The sequence below is a fragment of the Nonomuraea sp. NPDC050328 genome, assembly GCF_044459405.1.
GTDB lineage: Bacteria > Actinomycetota > Actinomycetes > Streptosporangiales > Streptosporangiaceae > Nonomuraea.
Genome location: NZ_JBITIW010000015.1, coordinates 118,543 through 136,727 on the forward strand (window position 1 = coordinate 118,543; position 18,185 = coordinate 136,727).

The 18,185-nt window shown below is 72.1% G+C and carries 17 protein-coding genes; 9 read left to right on the forward strand and 8 right to left on the reverse strand.

What is annotated here, in order from left to right:
- Nucleotides 1-16: 16 nt before the first annotated feature.
- Nucleotides 17-1,384, forward strand: coding sequence for a cysteine--tRNA ligase (gene cysS / locus ACIBG7_RS39445; RefSeq protein WP_397339569.1), 1,368 nt, complete (start codon nt 17-19; stop codon nt 1,382-1,384).
- Between the two features lie 94 nt (nt 1,385-1,478).
- Nucleotides 1,479-3,938, forward strand: coding sequence for a penicillin acylase family protein (locus ACIBG7_RS39450; protein ID WP_397339622.1), 2,460 nt, complete (start codon nt 1,479-1,481; stop codon nt 3,936-3,938).
- Here ACIBG7_RS39450 and ACIBG7_RS39455 read toward each other — a convergent pair.
- Complete coding sequence (locus tag ACIBG7_RS39455) at nt 3,935-4,354, reverse strand: hypothetical protein (protein WP_357930697.1); 420 nt, start codon at nt 4,352-4,354, stop codon at nt 3,935-3,937. The two genes, ACIBG7_RS39450 and ACIBG7_RS39455, sit on opposite strands and share 4 nt — an antisense overlap.
- 74 nt (nt 4,355-4,428) lie before the next feature.
- Between ACIBG7_RS39455 and ACIBG7_RS39460 the strand changes: the two genes are divergently transcribed.
- Nucleotides 4,429-5,436: a hypothetical protein gene (locus tag ACIBG7_RS39460; RefSeq protein WP_397339570.1), complete on the forward strand. Its 1,008-nt coding sequence runs from the start codon at nt 4,429-4,431 to the stop codon at nt 5,434-5,436.
- Here ACIBG7_RS39460 and ACIBG7_RS39465 read toward each other — a convergent pair.
- Nucleotides 5,324-5,788 carry a DUF6113 family protein gene (locus ACIBG7_RS39465; protein ID WP_397339572.1) on the reverse strand — a complete coding sequence of 155 codons (465 nt, stop codon included), beginning with the start codon at nt 5,786-5,788 and terminating at the stop codon, nt 5,324-5,326. The two genes, ACIBG7_RS39460 and ACIBG7_RS39465, sit on opposite strands and share 113 nt — an antisense overlap.
- Nucleotides 5,789-5,799: 11 nt before the next feature.
- Nucleotides 5,800-6,702 (reverse strand): N-acetyl-1-D-myo-inositol-2-amino-2-deoxy-alpha-D-glucopyranoside deacetylase, encoded by a 903-nt coding sequence (gene mshB, locus ACIBG7_RS39470; RefSeq protein ID WP_357930704.1) that lies wholly within the window; start codon nt 6,700-6,702, stop codon nt 5,800-5,802.
- Between the two features lie 44 nt (nt 6,703-6,746).
- On the opposite strand from mshB, the gene ACIBG7_RS39475 reads away from it, so the two are divergent.
- Nucleotides 6,747-8,807, forward strand: coding sequence for a prolyl oligopeptidase family serine peptidase (locus tag ACIBG7_RS39475; RefSeq protein ID WP_357930707.1), 2,061 nt, complete (start codon nt 6,747-6,749; stop codon nt 8,805-8,807).
- Between the two features lie 245 nt (nt 8,808-9,052).
- Here ACIBG7_RS39475 and pyrH read toward each other — a convergent pair whose 3' ends face one another.
- Together pyrH and ACIBG7_RS39485 are read right to left on the reverse strand one after the other, a co-directional pair.
- On the reverse strand, nt 9,053-9,769 hold the full coding sequence (gene pyrH / locus ACIBG7_RS39480) for a UMP kinase (protein WP_357930709.1): 717 nt from the start codon (nt 9,767-9,769) through the stop codon (nt 9,053-9,055).
- 144 nt (nt 9,770-9,913) lie between these two features.
- Nucleotides 9,914-10,462 carry a GNAT family N-acetyltransferase gene (locus ACIBG7_RS39485; RefSeq protein WP_397339573.1) on the reverse strand — a complete coding sequence of 183 codons (549 nt, stop codon included), beginning with the start codon at nt 10,460-10,462 and terminating at the stop codon, nt 9,914-9,916.
- 179 nt (nt 10,463-10,641) lie between these two features.
- On the opposite strand from ACIBG7_RS39485, the gene ACIBG7_RS39490 reads away from it, so the two are divergent.
- The 5 genes from ACIBG7_RS39490 to ACIBG7_RS39510 all read left to right on the forward strand — a co-directional run bounded on the left by ACIBG7_RS39490 (nt 10,642) and on the right by ACIBG7_RS39510 (nt 13,997).
- On the forward strand, nt 10,642-11,256 hold the full coding sequence (locus tag ACIBG7_RS39490; protein ID WP_397339574.1) for a TetR/AcrR family transcriptional regulator: 615 nt from the start codon (nt 10,642-10,644) through the stop codon (nt 11,254-11,256).
- Nucleotides 11,257-11,338: 82 nt separating this feature from the next.
- Complete coding sequence (locus ACIBG7_RS39495) at nt 11,339-12,622, forward strand: glycosyltransferase (RefSeq protein ID WP_397339575.1); 1,284 nt, start codon at nt 11,339-11,341, stop codon at nt 12,620-12,622.
- Between the two features lie 42 nt (nt 12,623-12,664).
- On the forward strand, nt 12,665-13,105 hold the full coding sequence (locus tag ACIBG7_RS39500; protein ID WP_357930718.1) for a VOC family protein: 441 nt from the start codon (nt 12,665-12,667) through the stop codon (nt 13,103-13,105).
- A gap of 32 nt (nt 13,106-13,137) precedes the next feature.
- Complete coding sequence (locus tag ACIBG7_RS39505) at nt 13,138-13,581, forward strand: MarR family transcriptional regulator (RefSeq protein ID WP_357930720.1); 444 nt, start codon at nt 13,138-13,140, stop codon at nt 13,579-13,581.
- A complete protein-coding gene (locus tag ACIBG7_RS39510) occupies nt 13,578-13,997 on the forward strand; it encodes a hypothetical protein (protein ID WP_357930722.1) in 420 nt (139 codons plus the stop codon). The genes ACIBG7_RS39505 and ACIBG7_RS39510 overlap by 4 nt, the downstream gene beginning before the upstream one ends.
- Here the strand turns inward: ACIBG7_RS39510 and ACIBG7_RS39515 are convergent.
- The 3 genes from ACIBG7_RS39515 to ACIBG7_RS39525 all read right to left on the reverse strand — a co-directional run bounded on the left by ACIBG7_RS39515 (nt 13,982) and on the right by ACIBG7_RS39525 (nt 18,185).
- Entirely contained in the window at nt 13,982-14,626 is a 645-nt protein-coding gene (locus tag ACIBG7_RS39515; RefSeq protein ID WP_357930725.1) for a hemolysin III family protein, read from the reverse strand. The genes ACIBG7_RS39510 and ACIBG7_RS39515 overlap by 16 nt on opposite strands.
- A 66-nt stretch (nt 14,627-14,692) precedes the next feature.
- Complete coding sequence (locus ACIBG7_RS39520) at nt 14,693-16,291, reverse strand: histidine kinase (protein ID WP_397339576.1); 1,599 nt, start codon at nt 16,289-16,291, stop codon at nt 14,693-14,695.
- Nucleotides 16,292-16,418: 127 nt separating this feature from the next.
- Nucleotides 16,419-18,185 (reverse strand): ABC transporter ATP-binding protein, encoded by a 1,767-nt coding sequence (locus tag ACIBG7_RS39525; RefSeq protein ID WP_357930730.1) that lies wholly within the window; start codon nt 18,183-18,185, stop codon nt 16,419-16,421.

Here is an 18,185-nt window from a genome sequence, read left to right on the forward strand (position 1 = left end):
GCATAGTCTCGAAGGCATGTTGCGGATCTACGACACTCGCGCTCGGCAGGTCCAGGAGGTCCCCGGGGGCCGCGTGGTGCGCATGTACACCTGCGGCCCCACGGTCTACCGCTACGCGCACGTCGGCAATCTCCGCTCCTACCTGCTGTCCGACCTGATCCGGCGGGTGCTCGAACGCCGCCGGGCGCGGGTCGAGGTCTGCCAGAACATCACCGACGTGGGCCACCTGGTCGACGACGCGGAGATCGGCGAGGACAAGGTCGCCGCGCAGGCCAGGGCCGAGGGCCGCTCCAGCATGGAGATCGCCCGCTTCTACGAGGACGCCTTCCGCCGCGACACCGCCGCGCTCAACCTGCGCCCGCCGGACCACACGCCGCGCGCCACCGAGACCATCGAGCTGATGATCGAGCTGATCGTCAAGCTGATGGAGAAGGGCCACGCCTACGCGGTGCCGGACGGCTCGGTGTTCTTCGCCGCCGAGACCTTCCCCGGCTACGGCGAGATCTCCGGCAACCGGCTCGACGCGCTCCAGCCCGGCCACCGCGTGGAGGGCGTCGACCCCCGCAAGCGCTTCCACGCCGACTGGGCGCTGTGGAAGCACTCGCACCGCGAGCTGGTGTGGGAGACGCCGTGGGGCGGCACCGGCTTCCCCGGCTGGCACATCGAGTGCTCGGCCATGTCGCTGGAGTTCCTGGGCGACCACATCGACCTGCACACCGGGGGCATCGACCTGCGCTTCCCGCACCACGAGGACGAGCGCGCACAGTCCGACAGCGCCGCGGGCAAGGAGGTCGTGCGGCACTGGGTGCACGGCGAGCACCTGCTGTTCGACGGGCGCAAGATGGCCAAGTCCACCGGCAACGTCGTGCTGCTGTCCGACGTGGCCGAGGCCGGGCTCGATCCGCTGGCCGTACGGCTGGCCTTCCTGGAGCACCGCTACCGGCAGCAGATGAACCTCACCTGGGACACCCTGCGCGCCGCCGACCGCACGCTGCGCCGCTGGCGGGCGCGGGTGGCCGAGTGGGCCGAGTCGCCCTCCGCGCCCCTGCACACCGAGTCCGTACGGCAGGCGGAGGCCGCCTTCGAGGACGACCTCGACACCCCGGCCGCCCTGCGGGTGCTGCGCGAGCTGGAGAAGGCCGACGCGGTCTCCCCCGGCGCCAAGTTCGAGACCTTCCTCCAGCTCGACCACCTGCTCGGCCTCGACCTGTCCACCGAGATCGGCAAGGTGCGCTCGCTCCCGCCCGGCGGCGCCGAGCTCCTGGCCGCCCGCGAACGCGCCCGAGAGGGCCGGGACTGGGCCGCCGCGGACCGGTTGCGCGAGGAGCTCGCGGAGCTCGGCGTGCACGTGGCCGACACCCCGGAGGGCCAGGTCTGGCGCTGAGCCCGGCCCCGTACCAAGCAGTACCTTCGGCCTGCCACACTTGGTGAAACGCAGGTCAAGGGAGGTTTTCGTGAGGGTTAGGCCGTACGCGTGGATGCCGTGGCCGGTGCGGTGGCTGGCGCGCGTCCTGACCGTCCTGGTGGTGCTCGCGCTGGTGCTGGCCGGTGTGGTCACCTGGACCGTGCGCCAGTCCTTCCCGGAGTTCGAGGGCACGCTCTCCCTCCCCGGCCTCACCGGCAAGGTGGACGTCTACCGCGACAAGTCGGGCGTGCCGCACATCTACGCCGACACCGCCGAGGACCTCTTCCTGGCGCAGGGCTTCGTGCACGCCCAGGACCGCTTCTGGGAGATGGACTTCCGCCGGCACGTGACCTCCGGCCGGCTGTCGGAGATGTTCGGCCCGGCCACCCTGGAGCAGGACAAGGCGATCCGCACCATGGGCTGGCGGCGCGTCGCCGAGCAGGAGGTGCCGGAGCTCAAGGAGTCCACCCGGCGCTACCTGGAGTCCTACGCCAAGGGCGTCAACGCCTGGCTGAAGCGGAACGAGGACGCCTCGGCGCGCAGCTTCGAGTACTCGGTGCTCAAGCTGACCAACGGCGACTACCGGCCAGAGGAATGGAAGATCGAGGACTCCGTCGCCTGGCTCAAGGCCATGGCCTGGGACCTGCGCTCCAACATGGAGACCGAGATCGACCGCGCGCTGGCCGCCACCAAGCTCCCGGCCGAGCGGGTGGCGCAGCTCTTCCCCGGCTACCCCTTCGACCGGCACGCGCCGATCGTCGGGCAGGGCGCGCTCACCAACGGGCGCTTCGACCCGCAGGCCGCGCCCGAGCAGGGCGGCGACAAGGCGATCACCTCGGCGGCCGAGCTGCTGTCGAAGGTGCCGAGCCTGCTGAGCACCGCCGACCGGGACGGCATCGGCTCCAATTCGTGGGTGGTGTCGGGCGAGCACACCACCACCGGCAAGCCGATCCTGGCCAACGACCCGCACCTGTCGGCCCAGATGCCGAGCGTCTGGTATCAGGCGGGGCTGCACTGCCGCGCGAAGTCCGAGAACTGCACCTACGACGTGACCGGGTTCACCTTCTCCGGCCTGCCCGGCGTGATCATCGGGCACAATGACCGCATCGCCTGGGGGTTCACCAACCTCGGGCCCGACGTCGCCGACCTGTTCCTGGAGAAGGTCGAAGGCGACACCTACCTGCACAAGGACGCCACCCGCAAGCTGGAGACCCGCACCGAGACGATCAAAGTCGCCGGGGGCGAGCCGGTCCGGCTGGAGGTGCGCAGCACCGTGCACGGGCCGCTGGTCGGCGAGGTCATGGGCATCGAGGCCGCGCAGGGCGCCAACGCGGTCGCGCTGCAGTGGACCGCGCTCATCCCCGGCTCCAGCGCCGACGCGATCTTCGCGATGAACGAGGCGGGCAACTGGCACGAGTTCCGCGCCGCCGCCGCGCTGTTCGACGTGCCCTCCCAGAACCTGATCTACGCCGACGTGGACGGCCAGATCGGCTACCAGTCGCCGGGCCGCATCCCGGTCCGGCTCAAGGGCGACGGCACCGCGCCCGTGCCCGGCTGGACCGGCGAGTACGACTGGAAGCCCGAGCCGCTCCCCTTCGACCAGTTGCCCACGCTCACCGACCCGGCCGCGGGCTTCATCGTCACCGCCAACAACGCGGTCATCGACCCCAGCCGGTACGGCCCGCTGCTGACCAAGGACTGGTCGTACGGCTACCGCTCCCAGCGCATCCGCGAGCTCCTGGAGCAGGAGCTCGGCAAGGGCAAGATCAGCCCCGAGACCATGGGCGCGCTCCAGAACGACACCCGCAACGAGTTCGCCTCGACGCTGATCCCGCACCTGACCGAGGTCGAGCTGGCCGGACCCGCCGTCCAGGCCCGCGAGCAGCTCAAGGACTGGGACGGCACGCAGAGCCTCGACTCCAAGCCCGCCGCCTACTTCAACGCCGTCTGGCGGCACCTGCTCCGCCTGGCCTTCGACGACGACCTGCCCGAGGCGGCCCGCCCCACCGGCGGCGACCGCTGGTACGAGGTGGTGCGCGCCCTGCTGGAGCGGCCCGACGACGCCTTCTGGGACGACACCACCACCTCCTACACCGAGAAGAAGGCCGACATCCTGCGCCAGGCCATGGTCGACGCGCACGAGGAGATCGGCCCGGACGCCACCTGGGGCGACCTGCACACCCTCACGCTGACCAACCAGTCGCTCGGCACCTCGGGCATCGCCCCCATCGAGGCGATCTTCAACCGGGGCCCGTTCGGCGCCCCCGGCGGCAAGGACGCGGTCAACGCCAACGGCTGGAACGTGCAGCAGGGCTACGAGGTCACCTCGGTCGCCTCCATGCGGATGGTGGTCGACCTGGCCGACCTGGACAACTCCCGGTGGATCAACCTGACCGGCAACTCCGGGCACGCCTACCACCCCAACTACTGGGACCAGGCGCCGCTGTGGGCGCGCGGCGAGACGCTGCCCATGCTCGCCAGCCCCGACAAGGTGCGCGCCGCCGCGACGCACACCCTCCGGCTCGTCCCCTAGGCCGCCGGGCGGCGGCGCCACCACGGCTGCCGCCGCTCGTAGCCGCCCTCGTCGAGCCCGGCCAGCCGCTCGAACGGGTTGTAGGAGGCCTGGTCGCCGCAGACCGCCATCGAGGCGGCCATGGCCAGCAGGTACAGCGGCAGCATCGGCAGCCCGGCGCAGCACGCCCACTGGCTGGCGTGCCGGGCCTCGTGCCCGATCAGCCGCAGGTCGAGTTCGGTGCGCCTGGTCAGCACCACGTTCCCTACGGTGAACGCGCCCGCGATCGGGAATCTGAAGCGGTAGCCGTACGCCAGGATGAGCCCGTCCGGGCCGGGCGTCGGCCTGGCCCCGCCGACCGCGGCGATCAGCAGGCCGAGCGGGGTGGAGAGGTTGACGAAGTTGACGACACGCCGGATCCGGTAGCGCCTCTGCACGCCTCCAGTATTGACCGAAGGGGGCATGACGGGATAATGACTCCCGTCCTGACAATCCCCCTCAGAGCAGGATCATGAGATTCCTCATCCTCGCCGCACTGGTCGGCCTGATGGCACTCGCCACCGTAGGCGGGCTGGTCGTCACGAGCACCCAGACCGTCGGCCACGAGTACGGCACGCCGCCCCTGGAAACGTCCCGCGCGCCGTACCGGCCGGTCGTGAGCACGCCCACCCCCACCCCGACGGCCACCACCGCGAAGTACACCGCGGTCACCAAGGTCGTGAAGCGGAAGGGCGTCTCCTACCTGGAGGCCTCCATCCGGTACGGCGCGGCCGGCCGGTTCACCGTGCGGCAGAAGGTCTGCAAGGGCAAGTCGTGCCGGACCGTCACCAGCGAGTTCGCGGTGACCACCGGCGCCGGGAAGAAGACCACGAAGCTCGGCAAGGGCTCCTACCGGCTCAGTGGCAAGCCCGTCATCTCGGTCAAGGTGCTGCCCTGGCCGACCAAGACCGTCACCGTCGCGCCGACCGCCACGGTCACGGTGGCGCCCACCGCCACCACGACGGCCACGGTGACCACCGGCCCGACGGTCACCCAGTCGGTCCCGGGGCCGACCACGACGATCTCGGTCACCGCCACCGTGACGTTCACCGCGACCGCCACCGTGACCGCGACCCCCACGGTCACCGTCACCGCGCCCGCGACCACCATCACCGTGACCGCCGCGCCCGCCCCGAACAAGGGCTGCGACGCGCCATGGAACCCGTTCCGCTACCACTACTGCGCGAGCCCGACCACCGACCCCGAGGTCACCGCGCCACCGGCCGACGTCTGCACCTACTTCGTCTGCCTGACCAGCCCGCTGCCCGCGCCCACCGCCTCCCAGCGCCTGGTCTTCTGCGGTGACGGCAAGATCACCCTCGCCGTGCCCAGCCCCTCGCCCGACCCGTGCGCGGCCAACGGCGCGCTCAAGGGCGTGGTTCGCGTGGCTCCCGCTCCCCAGGCCGCGGCCGATCCGCAGGGTCTGGCTCCGGCTCCGACGCCGTCGATCCCGGAACTGACCCCGGCCCCTGGCCAGTGACCATCGCCTTCGAGGCGGGCGCGAACAGGAAGGCCGCGGCCACCGCGGCCATCCCGCCGTACAGGTAGACCGTGCCCGCCTCACCGAAGAAGACGTAGTCGCCCGCGGCCGGCTGGGCCACGAAGAGCATCGAGGTCAGCAGCCAGCCGGCCGCCACCGCGGCGGCGCCCAGCCGCGAGCGCATCATCCGGCCCGCCGCCAGGCAGACCACGAAGATCGTGAGGACCCAGGCGACCGCGGCCGCCGGCAACCCGCCCAGCGGCCACGCCTGGTTGAACGCGCCGACCACCCCGACGACGACGCCGAGCACCGACAACATGCCGTACGCCATTCCGGCCAGCGCGGACTCCATGCCTGATGAGCTTAGTGGGGAAGACCAGCGAAAAGATCATTCTCGCGCGGCTCGCCGAGCCCGCCGGCCTCGACCGGCACCCCCCGGACGGCCGGCCCCGGCACGCCCCGCTTGAGGATGAAGTGCTCGACGCCCTGCGCCTCCTGGCCGATGTTGTTCGACAGCGCGAACCACGGGTCGTCCACGCTGATCTGGGTGCGGTGCGCGCGCATCGCGTCGAGCTTGCGCTTGACGTACGGCCGGGCGTCCACCTCGGTCGTGACGACCTCGTCCGAGCAGCCGAACGGCATGTCGTCCACGTCCTCGACGACGAACTCGACGCCCGACTGCCGCATCGCCTCGGCCTGGCGGCGCATGACCGACCTCGGCACCGCGGTGAAGTAGAACTTGGCGATCTGCCACGGCTCCCCCGTGCCGAAGCCCGGATCGGCGGCCAGCTCGGTGGCCCGCCACGCCACCCGGTGCGCCTGGATGTGGTCGGGATGGCCGTAGAAGCCGTTCTCGTCATAGGTGACCAGCACCTGCGGGCGCACCTCGCGGATGACCTTCACCAGCTCGCCCGCCGCCTCGTCGAGATCGGCCTGCCAGAACGCCTGCGGCCGGTCGTTCGAGGCCACGCCCATCATGCCCGAGTCGCGCCAGCGGCCGGGCTCCCCCAGGAAGCGGTGGTCCTCGACGCCGAGCGCCTCGCAGGCGGCGGCCAGCTCGCCGATCCGGTACTCGCCCAGGGTGTCGTCGCGGTCGGCCGCCAGATGCGCCAGCTCCGGCGGGATCACCTCGCCCTCCTCCCCCAGCGTGCAGGTCACCAGGGTGACGTGGGCGCCCTCCGCGGCGTACTTCGCCATCGTCGCGCCGGTGCCGATCGTCTCGTCGTCGGGATGCGCGTGCACGAGCAGCAAGCGTCGATCACTCATGCCTCCGAGGGTAGCTGGCCTGCGGAACTGGCAGGATTGTCCCCATGAGTGAGAGCTTCCCGCGCCTGCATGCCCGGACCCGCCGGTTCACCCTCGGAGTGCCCCGGAGCTTCACCATCGCGCCCGACGGCGGCCGCGTGGTCTTCCTCCGCACCCGCACCGGCACCGACCCGGTGACCTGCCTGTGGGAACTCGACACCGCCGGCGGCCTCGAACGCCTGGTCGTCGACCCCCGCACCCTCGGCGGCCCCTCGGAGGAGAACCTCCCGCCCGAGGAGAAGGCCCGCCGCGAGCGCAGCCGCGAGCAGGCCGGCGGCGTGGTCGCCTACTCGGCCGACCGGGCCGTGCGCAAGGCCGCCTTCGCCCTCTCCGGCGAGCTCTACGTCACCGACCTGCTCACCGGCGAGAGCACCCAGCTCGAAACGCCCGGCGGCGTCATCGACCCCCGGCTGTCGGGCGACGGGCGGCACGTCGCCTACGTCTCCGGCGGGGCGCTCCGGCTGCACGACCTGGCCACCCTGGAGGACCGGGCACTGGCCGTGCCCGAGTACCCGACCGTGACGTACGGCCTGGCCGAGTTCATCGCCGCCGAGGAGATGGACCGGATGCGCGGCTACTGGTGGTCGCCCGCCGGAGACGCGCTCCTGGTCGCCCGGGTGGACGAGGCGCCCGTCCAGGTCTGGCACATCGCCGACCCGGCCAACCCCGACCGGCCCGCCGTCGAGCAGCGCTACCCGGCGGCCGGGACGGACAACGCGGTCGTCGAGCTGTTCGTCATCGGGCTCGACGGCAGCCGGGTCCGCGTGCCGTACGAGCAGGAGTACCTCGCCAACGCGGCCTGGGACGGCCACGCGCTGTCCATCGTCACCCTCGCCCGCGACCAGAAGTCGCTGCGCCTGTTCACCGTCGACCCGGCCACCGGCGCCTCCGAGCTCGTCCTCGAAGAGACCAGCCCGGCGTGGGTCGAGATCGGCCGCGGCGTCCCGGCCCACCTGGAGGACGGCAGCCTCGTCTGGCTCTCCGGCACCCAGCTCCTCGTCGGCGGCAAGCCCGTCACCCCGCCCTCGCTGATCGTCCGCGAGGTCCTCGACGTCGACCGCGACACCGTCCTGTTCCGCGCCAGCGGCAGCGACCCCACCGAGATCCAGCTCTGGACCTGGGACGGCCACTCCCTCCTGCCCGTCTCCACCCGCTCCGGCGTCTACTCCGGCCGCCTCGCCGGCGGCGTCGGCGTCCTCACCGAGCAGACCCTGGAGAACGAAGGCGTCTCCTGCACCGTCGTCCTCCGCGACGGCACCGCGCTCCCCATCCCCTCGCACGCCGAACGGCCCGGCCTCGACCTCCGCGTCCACGTCGGCCGCTCCGGCACCCGCGAGCTCGCCACCGCCGTCCTGTTCCCCTCCTGGCACGAGCCCGGCTCCCGGCGGCTGCCCGTCCTCCTCGACCCGTACGGCGGGCCGCACGCCCAGCGCGTGCTGGCCGCGCACGGCATGTACCTCACCAGCCAGTGGTTCGCCGAGCAGGGCTTCGCGGTCATCGTCGCCGACGGCCGCGGCACCCCCGGCCGAGGGCGCGACTTCGAGCACGCCGTCCTCAACGACCTCGCCGGGCCCGTCCTCGACGACCAGGTCGATGCGCTCCAGGGGGTGGCCGCCCAGTACCCCGACGACCTCGACCTGTCCCGGGTCGCCATCCGCGGCTGGTCCTTCGGCGGGTACCTCGCGGCCCTGGCCGTCATGCGCCGGCCCGACGTCTTCCACGCCGCCATCGCCGGCGCGCCGGTCACCGACTGGCGGCTGTACGACACCTGCTACACCGAGCGGTACCTGGGCGACCCGCGGGTCCAGCCCGAGGTCTACGACCAGTCCTCGCTCTTCGCCGACGCTCCCAAGCTTGAGCGGCCGCTCCTGCTCGTCCACGGGTTGGCCGACGACAACGTCGTCGCCGCCCACACCCTCCGGCTGTCCTCCGCCCTGCTGTCGGCGGGGCGTGCGCACAGCGTGCTGCCGCTTTCCGGGGTTACGCACATGACGCCTCAGGAGGTCGTGGCGGAGAACCTGCTCCTTCTTCAGGTCGACTTCCTCAAGAAGGCCCTCTCCCTCTGACCGCATGGGCCTCATGGGGCGCGCTTCGCGCGATCGGCTCGGGCTGTGCTTGGTGGGGGACCGCCTCCGGGCGTCCCCCACACCCCCGGTGCGAGGGGCCTCCCGGCCCCTCGCGCTCCCCGGGCGTGGGACGACTTCATCAGGACGAGGGAGCGCCTTGGGCTCGCTTGAGTCCCAGAGGGCTGGGCCTGCCCATCGAGCGGGCGGGTGGGCACCTGGACCTGATCGCGGATCGCTCGCGGTGGCTAGGCCGCTGGGGTGGCCGGATCGCGGGTGATCCTGGTGCCGATGTCCTCGCCCTGGCAGATCGCCTTCATGGCGCCCCTGGCTGCCACGTCGAACACGTGCATGAGGAGACCCTGCTCGTTGGCGAGGACGAAGGCGCTCTCGTCCATGACCCTCACTCCGGCGGCCAGGGCCTCTCGGTAGGTGAGGTGGGTGTACCGCTGGGCGGTCGGGTTCACGTTCGGGTCGCTGTCGTAGACGCCGTCGACGCCGCGCTTGGCCACCAGTAGGGCGTCCGCTTCGAGTTCCAGGGCTCGTTGTACGGCGGGATAGTCCGTGGTGACGTACGGCTGGCCGATGCCACCGGCGAGCAGGACGATCAGCCCGCGGCGGAGGTGCCCGTCGGCGCGAAGGCGGATGAAGGGCTCCGCGACGCTCTGCATGGGCACGGCCGTCATCACCCGCACGTCTGTCTGGGAGCGGGCGGTGAGCACTCCACGGAGCATCAGCGCGTTCATCACCGTGCCGAGCATGCCGATGTTGTCGGCTTCGGCTCGGCCGATGCCCCAGCCTTCGGCCATCCGGCCGCGGAAGTAGTTGCCGCCGCCGATGACCACCGCGACCTCTACGCCCAGGTCGCTGACGGAGAGGATCTCCTCGGCCAGTTGGGCGAGGCTTGCCGGGTCGGTCCCCCAACCGGCTTCTCCGGCGAGTGCTTCGCCACTGAGCTTGACCACGACTCGTGAGTAACGACCCATCCCGTTCCCTTCACGGCCGCGCCCTTGGCGACCTGATCAAGCCTATGAGGCGCGCTCTGGCTGGGAAAGGAACCGCGCAGGTCGGCCCGGATACCGCCCGCGGCCTCGGTGAAGGGTCGGCGGTCAGGTGGGCGGGGTGGGAGGCCACCAGACGGCGAACCACTGCTCTGCGCCGTACTCCTCGAAGCGGGCCGTCTCGGTGAAGCCGAGCTTGGCGGCCAGACGGATGGAGGGGACGTTGGCGGTCTGGGTGGAGAGGACCACCGGCTCGCCGGGGAGGGCGGTGGTGATCCAGGTGAGGGCGGCGGCGCAGGCTTCGGTGGCGTAGCCGTGGCCCCAGGTGTGGGGCAGGAACAGGTAGCCGAGCTCGACCTCGCCGCCGTCCGGTCGGATGTGGCCCGGGCGGTCGGCGGGGCGGCGCTTGACGTCGATGATGCCGATGAGCGTGCCGTTGAGGGTGACTGCGAACAGGCCTGGGCGGCGAGGGGGGACGGCGGGGAAGGTGCGCTCGAACTCGTCGCGGGGTTGGGGGCCGCCGATGTAGGTGCCGACCTCGGGTGAGGTGAACAGGTCGATGAGGGGCGCGCGGTCTTGGGCCTCGGGCGCGCGGAGGAGGAGGCGGTCGGTGCTGATCGGGGCGGGTGGCCAGGTGACGGGACCAAGATCACTCATGACGGGGAAACTACCGCATCGCGGGACGGGCGGACGGGGTGAGCACTCGGGACGGCTGACCGGCTCGAAGGGTGTCGGCTCGGGGCCGGAAGGTTGGCGGGCGGGGTGACCGGGCGAGGGGCGGCTCTCTGCGGAGATTTGGTTTGACCGGTCATTAATTTGAATATAGCGTCCACTCCATGGAAAGGCGTTCGTACCGGATGGGTGCGCGGACTGCGGCGATGGAGGCCACCCGGGAGCGGGTGATGGAGGCGGCTGCCAGGTTGTGGACGCAGCGGTGGTACGACGAGGTAACGCTGCAGCACATCGCCGACGAGGCGGAGGTGTCGGTCCAGACGGTCGTCAACCGGTTCGGCGGGAAGGACGGGCTGGCCGACGCGGTGGCCGAGTGGGTGGCGACGCGGACGGCGGTGGCTCGGCAGGCGCCGGTCGGTGACGTGGCGGCGATCGTGGCGGTGCTGTTCGCCGACTACGAGCGGCAGGGGGACGCGAACGTGCTCTGGGCGGCACAGGTGGATCGGGTGCCCGCTCTGGGGCGGGCGGCTGTGCAGGCGCGTGGGCAGCATCGGGCCTGGCTGGAGGAGGTCTTCGCCGATCGGCTCCCGGAGGCGGGTCCCGAACGGGAGCATGCGCTGAACCTGCACTACGCCGCCACGGATGTGTACCTGTGGAAGTTGTGGCGGCGTGATCTCGGGCTGTCGCGGGCGGAGGCCGAACGCGCCATGCGCGATCTGCTGACCGGGATCGACCCCCGCCGAGATCGCCAAGCTGCCCCGGACCCGCAAGTCCCCTGAGATCTGCGCGATCCCCCAACCCGCATTCCCAGCCCAAAGACTTCCGAGGTCCACGAGGCCCCGAGATCCCCGGAGAGATCTGATGACGAAGAGTTTCCTGTTTGCCACGTGGGCCGGAGGCGGAGCCGTACCGCCGGTTCTGTCGATCGCCCGGGCGTTGCGGGAGCGCGGGCACACCGTTCGGGTGCTGGCTGATGCCTCGCTCCGGGACGAGGTGGTGGCCGGAGGGCTGGAGCATGTTCCCTGGACTACCGCGCCGCAGGGGGATGCCAGCGATCCGGCCAAGGATGTGATCAAGGACTTTGAGGCACGGACCCCGCTGGGTGCGTTCGCGCGGTTGAGGGATCGGATCGTCTGCGGTCCTGCGATCGACTATGCGAGGGACACGCTGGCCGAGTTGCGGGCCCGGCCGGCGGATGTGCTGGTGGCCGAGCACATGCTGCTCGGCGCGTTCACCGGGGGCGAGGCGGCGGGGATTCCGCTGGTGTCGTTGGTGACCACGATCTATCCGCTGCCCACGCCGGGGGCGCCGCCGCCCGGGCTGGGGTTGCGGCCGGGCCGGGGCGCGGTGGGGCGGCTGCGGGATCGGGCGCTGGGGCGGATGATGGCCAAGCCGTGGGCGAAGGGGCTGAAGGCGCTCAATGCCGCACGCACCGCGCACGGGCTGGTGCCGGTGGAGTCGGTGATCGACGCCTTCGAGCGGGTCGATCGGGTGCTGGTGTTGTCTCCGCGGGCGCTCGACTACCCGAGCAGGGAGTTTCCCGCTCAGCTGCGGCATGTGGGGGCGCGGCTGGATGATCCGGCCTGGGCCGGGGAACTGGAGTTGCCCGAGGGGGATGCGCCGCTGGTGCTGGTGGGCCTGAGCTCGTCGTACATGAATCAACGCGCCCGGCTGGAGCGGATCGCCGAGGCTCTGGGGACGCTGCCGGTGCGGGGGCTGTTGACCACTGGACCGGCGGTGGATCCGGCTACGGTGCGGGCGCCTGGGAATGTGACGGTCGTTGCGAGGGCGCCGCACAGTCTGGCGTTGCGGCACGCTGCGGTGACCGTCACGCATGCCGGTCATGGGACGGCTGTGAAGTCGTTGGCCGCGGGGGTGCCGTTGGTCTGCGTGCCGCTCGGGCGTGATCAGCCGGAGGTGGCCCGGCACGTCGAGCTCGCCGGTGCTGGGGTCACGGTGAGCAAGAACGCGTCGGCCGAGGCGATTGCCCAGGCTGTGGATCGGGTGCTGAACGAACCGTCCTACCGCAGGGAGGCCGGGCGGCTGGCGGGTGAGATCGCCGCCGAGGCCGCGACCGACCAGGCGGTTGCCGAACTGGAGGCGCTCACCAGCGGGCACCGGCAACGGACTGTCGGGTTTAGCTGAGGCCCTCGGGAGCAGGAGCGGGGCGAGGGCAAGGGGGTTCGGATGGCTGATTCAAGCGGCGGGCTGAGGTTGTGCCAGGTGGTGCTGGACGGCACCGATGCCAGGGCCCTGGCGGAGTTCTATCGGGTGTTGCTGGGGCTGGAGTACCGGCCCGGGGATGAGCCGCCGGAGGCGGGGGGCGATGACGAGCGGGGGCGGTCCTGGCTGGTGCTGAGGACGCCTGAGGGCGCGTCCCTCCTGGCCTTTCAGCAGGTCGATCGGCAGCCACGGACGACGTGGCCCGAGCAGGACATCCCGCAGCAACTGCACCTGGACATGACCGTGCCGTCGGTGGAGGCACTGGAGGCGCAGCACGAACGGATCCTGGGGCTCGGGGCGCGGCTGTTGCTGGACCGGATGGATGACGAGGAGGAGCCGTTGCGGGTGTATGCCGACCCCGCCGGGCATCCGTTCTGCGTCTTCTTCTCCAAGCGTTCCACGTAGTGAGATACTACGATTTCGGATAATCTGAAATCGTGACAGATGAGACCTGGTCGGCGTTGCTGGCACTGCAACGGGCGACTCATGCCACCCTGCACCTCCTGGCCGCCGAACTCGCCGGGCTGGGATTGAGTGCGTCGGAGATGAACGTGCTGGCGAACCTGGCCGATGGGCGGGCGCGGACGATCCGCGAGCTGGGGGTGGCGGCGGGCACTCGGCCGACGACGCTCACCAGCGTGCTCGACCGGCTGGAGCGCCGGGAGCTGCTGGCGCGGGGTCCTCGTCCCGGTGATCGGCGGGCGGTCGAGGTGAGGCTGACCGCGGCGGGGCGGGAGGCGGCCGCGACCATCCGGAGGGCGATCTCCGGGTTGGAGGAGCGGGCGCTCGGCGGGTTCTCCGAGGAGGCGGTCGCCGGGTTGCGGGAGGGGCTTCAGGCGCTCGCCGAGGGCGGCGATCACCGAAGGAGGGGGCCGGGATGACGGCGTTCGACGAGTTGATGGCCGAGGTGATGCGGGGTGCCGCCCGGTTCGGGCATCGGGAGCATGTGCACCTGACCTGGCTTGCCGTACGGCGGTGCGGGACCGAGGCGGCGGTCGGGCTGGTGAGTGACGGCATCCGGCAGACCGCGAGGTACGCGGGCGCGCCGCAGAAGTACCACGCGACGATGAGCCGGGCCTGGGTGGAGCTGGTGGGATACCACGTCGCCGAGGGCGAGGAGTTCGCGGAGTTCGTGGGCCGGAACCCCGCACTGCTGGACAAGCGGCTGCTGGGGAGGTTCTACCGCTCTACGACGTTGGCCGCGCCGCGGGCGAGGAGCGGGTGGGTGGAGCCTGACCTCGCGCCCTTCCCCTGGACCATGGCCGAACGACCGGCCGGAAGTCAGGCGGCCGAGTAGACGACGAACGAGATCGCCACGTACTGCACGACATACGCGGCCACCGTCAGCGCGTGGAAGACCTCGTGGAAGCCGAACCACCGAGGCGACGGGTCCGGGCGGCGCAAGCCGTACACCAGGCCACCGGCGGTGTAGAGCAGGCCGCCGATGACGACGAGGACCAGCGCGGCCGCCCCGGCCCCGTCCATGAGCTGCGGGAGCACGAAGGCGGCGACCCAGCCGAGGCCGATGTAGAGGGCCGTGGAGAGCCAGCGGGGCGCGTCCACCCAGAAGATCTTGAACAGCACCCCGGCCAGCGCGCCCACCCAGATGACGGTGAGCACCAGCAGCCTGGGCAGGCCGTCGAGGGCGAGCAGGGCGAAGGGGGTATAGGTGCCGGCGATGATCAGGTAGATGTTCGCGTGGTCGAAGCGGCGCAGCACCTCCGCCACCCGGGGCGACAGCTTGCCGCGGTGATAGGTGGCCGAGACGCCGAAGAGCAGGGCCGAGGTGATCGCGTAGACCGTCGCGGCCAGTCGTGCCTCGACCGTCGGGCCGAGGGCGACCAGGACGAACCCGGCCACCAGCGCGGCGGGCAGCGCGCCGGCGTGGAGCCAGCCCCGGAGGCGGGGCTTTTCGAGGACCGTCATACAACCTACGGTAGCGTAAGTTACGTCGCCGTAGGTTGTTGTGCTCGTCACACCGGGATCCCGGATTCAGTCCGGGTCGCCGGGGCGCAGGCCGTGGACGAGGTCGCGGATCTCCTCCGTGACCGCGTCCATGCCGAGCCGCAGGTCGCCCAGCAACCGATCCGCGCGGTCCGGGGAGCCGTCCAGGGAGTGCCGCGCCGAGTCGAGGGCCAGGGCCATGCCGGTCAATCGGCTGCCCAGGCCGTCGCGCAGGTCACGGTGGAGCCGCCGCCGCTCCTCCTCGGCCACCCCTGCCGCCCGTTCGCGGGTGCGGCGCAGGTCTTCGGCCAGCCGTACGGCATGCGCGGCGTCGGCCACGATCGGCACCAGCGCTACCAGCATGCGCCGCTCGTAGGCCCGGGGGAAGCGCCGCACGCCGGGCGCACCGAGCAGGAGCGTGCCGACCCGCTGCCCGTGCCAGACCAGCGGGATCTCCCGGGCCGTCCCGCCCAGGTCGCCCCGGGTCGGCCCGGCGGCCGGGGATCCGGCGCCGAGGTCGACCGCGGCGCCGCGGACCGCCAGGCCGTTCATGACCGCCTCGACGGCGGCCCCCAGCGCATCGGCCGGACCGGCATGCTGGATCTGGTCCCGCAGGGCCCGCGCGTGGGTCTGCGGATCGCCGCTGCGGCCGTACAGGAGGCGGTCGAGCCGCCGCTGGATGCCCCGCTGGACCGGACGGAAGAAGCTGCCCGCCACGACGGCCGTGACCACGCCGACCAGCCGGCCGTGGTCGGCCAGGAAGAACCCGGCCAGCGCCGCGGCGCCGAGGTAGGTCGCGGCGACCCCGCCCACCAGGACGCCGCCGATGACCGCCCGGCCGACCAGGGTGTCGATCGCGTAGAGGCGGTACCGGGTGATCGCCAGCAGCACGGCCAGCGGGATGGCCGGCGCGCCGTCCACGAGGGCGAAGCCGCCCCAGCGAGTCAGGTCCCAGGCCACCGTGCACAGGTTCTCGATCAGTACGGCGAGCAGGAACCAGCCGATCTGCCGCCGCCCGTCCGGCTCGGCCCGCCGGAACCGCAGGAGCAGGAGGCCCACGCCGCCCCAGGTCAGGACGGCCCGGACCGGCTCACCCCACTCGACCATCCCCGCCGCCAGCGCCTCGGCCTGCGGCAGGCCCCACGGGTTGGCCGGGACGGAGGGCGAGGCGGCCGGTTGCACGACCCGGGCCAGCCAGCCGGCCGCGAACCAGGCGGTCAGGCCCAGGTAGAGCCACCGCCAGCCCCGCTCGCCGAGCCGCCGGTCCGGGTAGACCAGCGGCAGCAGCACGAGCGCGAGGTGGCCGGCCTGCCGGAAGAACGCGCGGGTGACCCTGACCAGGTGGTAGCCGCCGGGCTCGTCCCCGAAGGACGGGAAGTTCTGCAGCACGATCACGAAGGCCAGCCCCGCCGACGACACCCCGGCGGCCAGCAGGAGCCACCCGGCGGCCAGGCGAGGCCGGCGGACCACCACGACGGTTCCGAGCAGCGTGGCGATCAGGGCGAACAGCAGCACGCTGGGGTTCATCAGGACAGACACCTGCGACGCCGTCCACAGGACGAGCGGGTAGCCAGCCAGCGCCGCGAGGCCGAGCCCGCACAGGCCCGCCGCGATCAGCCGGGCCGTACGGTCGTGAAATTTCGCCATTGATCCCCCGGAAGGGGATTGTGAGCCACCGCGGCCCGGCCGGCAACTGACCGAGCCACCGCGGCCCGGCCGGCAACTGACCGAGCTACCACGGCCCGGCCGGCAACTGCTGGCCGAGCCGCAGCGACTACTGGCTCACCCGGTCGAGCGCCGCCGGGCTGCCGTGCCAGCTCTCCCACAACGCCGCGTACGGCCCGCCGGCCGCGACGAGCTCGTCGTGCGAGCCCAGCTCGCTGATCCGCCCGTCCTCCACCACGGCCACCCGGTCGGCGTCGTGCGCGGTGTAGAGCCGGTGCGCGATCGCGATGACCGTGCGCCCCTCCAGCACCGCCGCCAGGGACCGCTCCAGGTTGCGCGCCGCCCGCGGGTCGATGAGCGAGGTGGCCTCGTCCAGGACCAGCGTGTGCGGGTCGGCCAGGACCAGCCGGGCCAGCGCGAGCTGCTGGGCGTGCGCGGGCGAGACGTCCGTGCCGCCGGAGCCGACCGCGGTGTCGAGGCCGTCGGGCAGGGCGAGCACCCAGTCGAGCGCGTCCACCGCGCCGAGCGCCGCCAGGATCCGCTCGTCGTCGGCCGAGGGGTCGGCGATGAGCAGGTTCTCCCGGAGCGTGCCCTTGAACAGGTGGTGTTCCTGGGTGACCAGCGCGACGTGGCCGCGCAGCTCGTCCAGGGGCAGCTCGACCAGGGGCACGCCGCCGACGGTGACCGAGCCCGAGCGCGGGCCGTGGATGCCGGCCAGCAGGCGGCCGAGCGTCGACTTGCCCGCGCCGGACGGGCCGACCATGGCCAGCCGCTCGCCGGGCGCGATCCGCAGCGAGACGTCATGGAGCACGTCGCGGCCCTCGCGGTAGGCGTAACGGACGTGCTCGGCGGCCAGTTCCTCACCGGCCGGCCGCTCGTCGCCCGGCACCCGGTCGTCGCGGACGGTGGCGACGCCGAGCAGCCGGGACATGGCCGCGCCGCCGACCTGGAGCTCGTCGATCCACATCAGGAAGCGGTCGAGCGGGTCGATGAGCTGCTGCACGTAGATCATCGCCGTGGTGACCTGGGCGATCGTGGCGAGGTCTGAGCTGTACAGCAGGCCGCCGACCAGCAGCGTGGACACGATCGGGATCACGTAGCCGAGCTCCACCGACGGGAACCAGAGCGTGCGCAGCCCGAGCGTGTACCGCTCGGCCGCCCACGAGCCGGCGATGTCGGCGTCGGTACGGCGGTGCCGCCGCTCCTGGAGGCCGAGCGCCTCGACCGCGCGGGCGCCCTCGACCGTCTCGGTCAGGCCCTCGGTCATCACCGAGTAGGCGGCGTTCTCCCGCAGGTAGCCGTCGCGCGCCCGCTTCAGGTACCACCGCGTGGAGAACCACAGGATCGGCGCGGCGAGCAGCATCGGCGCCGCCAGCAGCGGGCCGACCAGGACGAGCGCGCCGACACTGATGGTGAAGGTGACCAGCGAGATCAACGTCTCCGGTACGGCATGCCGTACCGTCCGGGACAGGGAGTCGACGTCCCGCGAGGTGCGCGTGATGAGGTCGCCGGACCCGGCCCGCTCCACGGTGGACAGCGGCAGCGCGAGGATTCGCTCGACGAACTCCTCCCGCAGCTCGGCCAGCACCTTCTCGCCGAGCTTGGCCGAGGCCAGCGCGGCGTAACGCACCAGCACGGCCTGGCCGACGAAGAAGGCGCCGATGGACAGCGCCACCACCGCGATCCGCACCGGCAGGCCCGACTCGACGTCCTGGACCAGCCCGCCGAGCAGCCAGGGGGCGCCGAGGCCGGCGACGGCGGCCAGGCCGTGCAGCAGCAGCGCCACGGTCAGCTCGCGCGGGTACTTCAGGGTCAGCCGCCGGGCGTAGGCCCGTACCTGGGCCTGGTCGGCGACCGGGAGCAGCGTCTTGGCCAT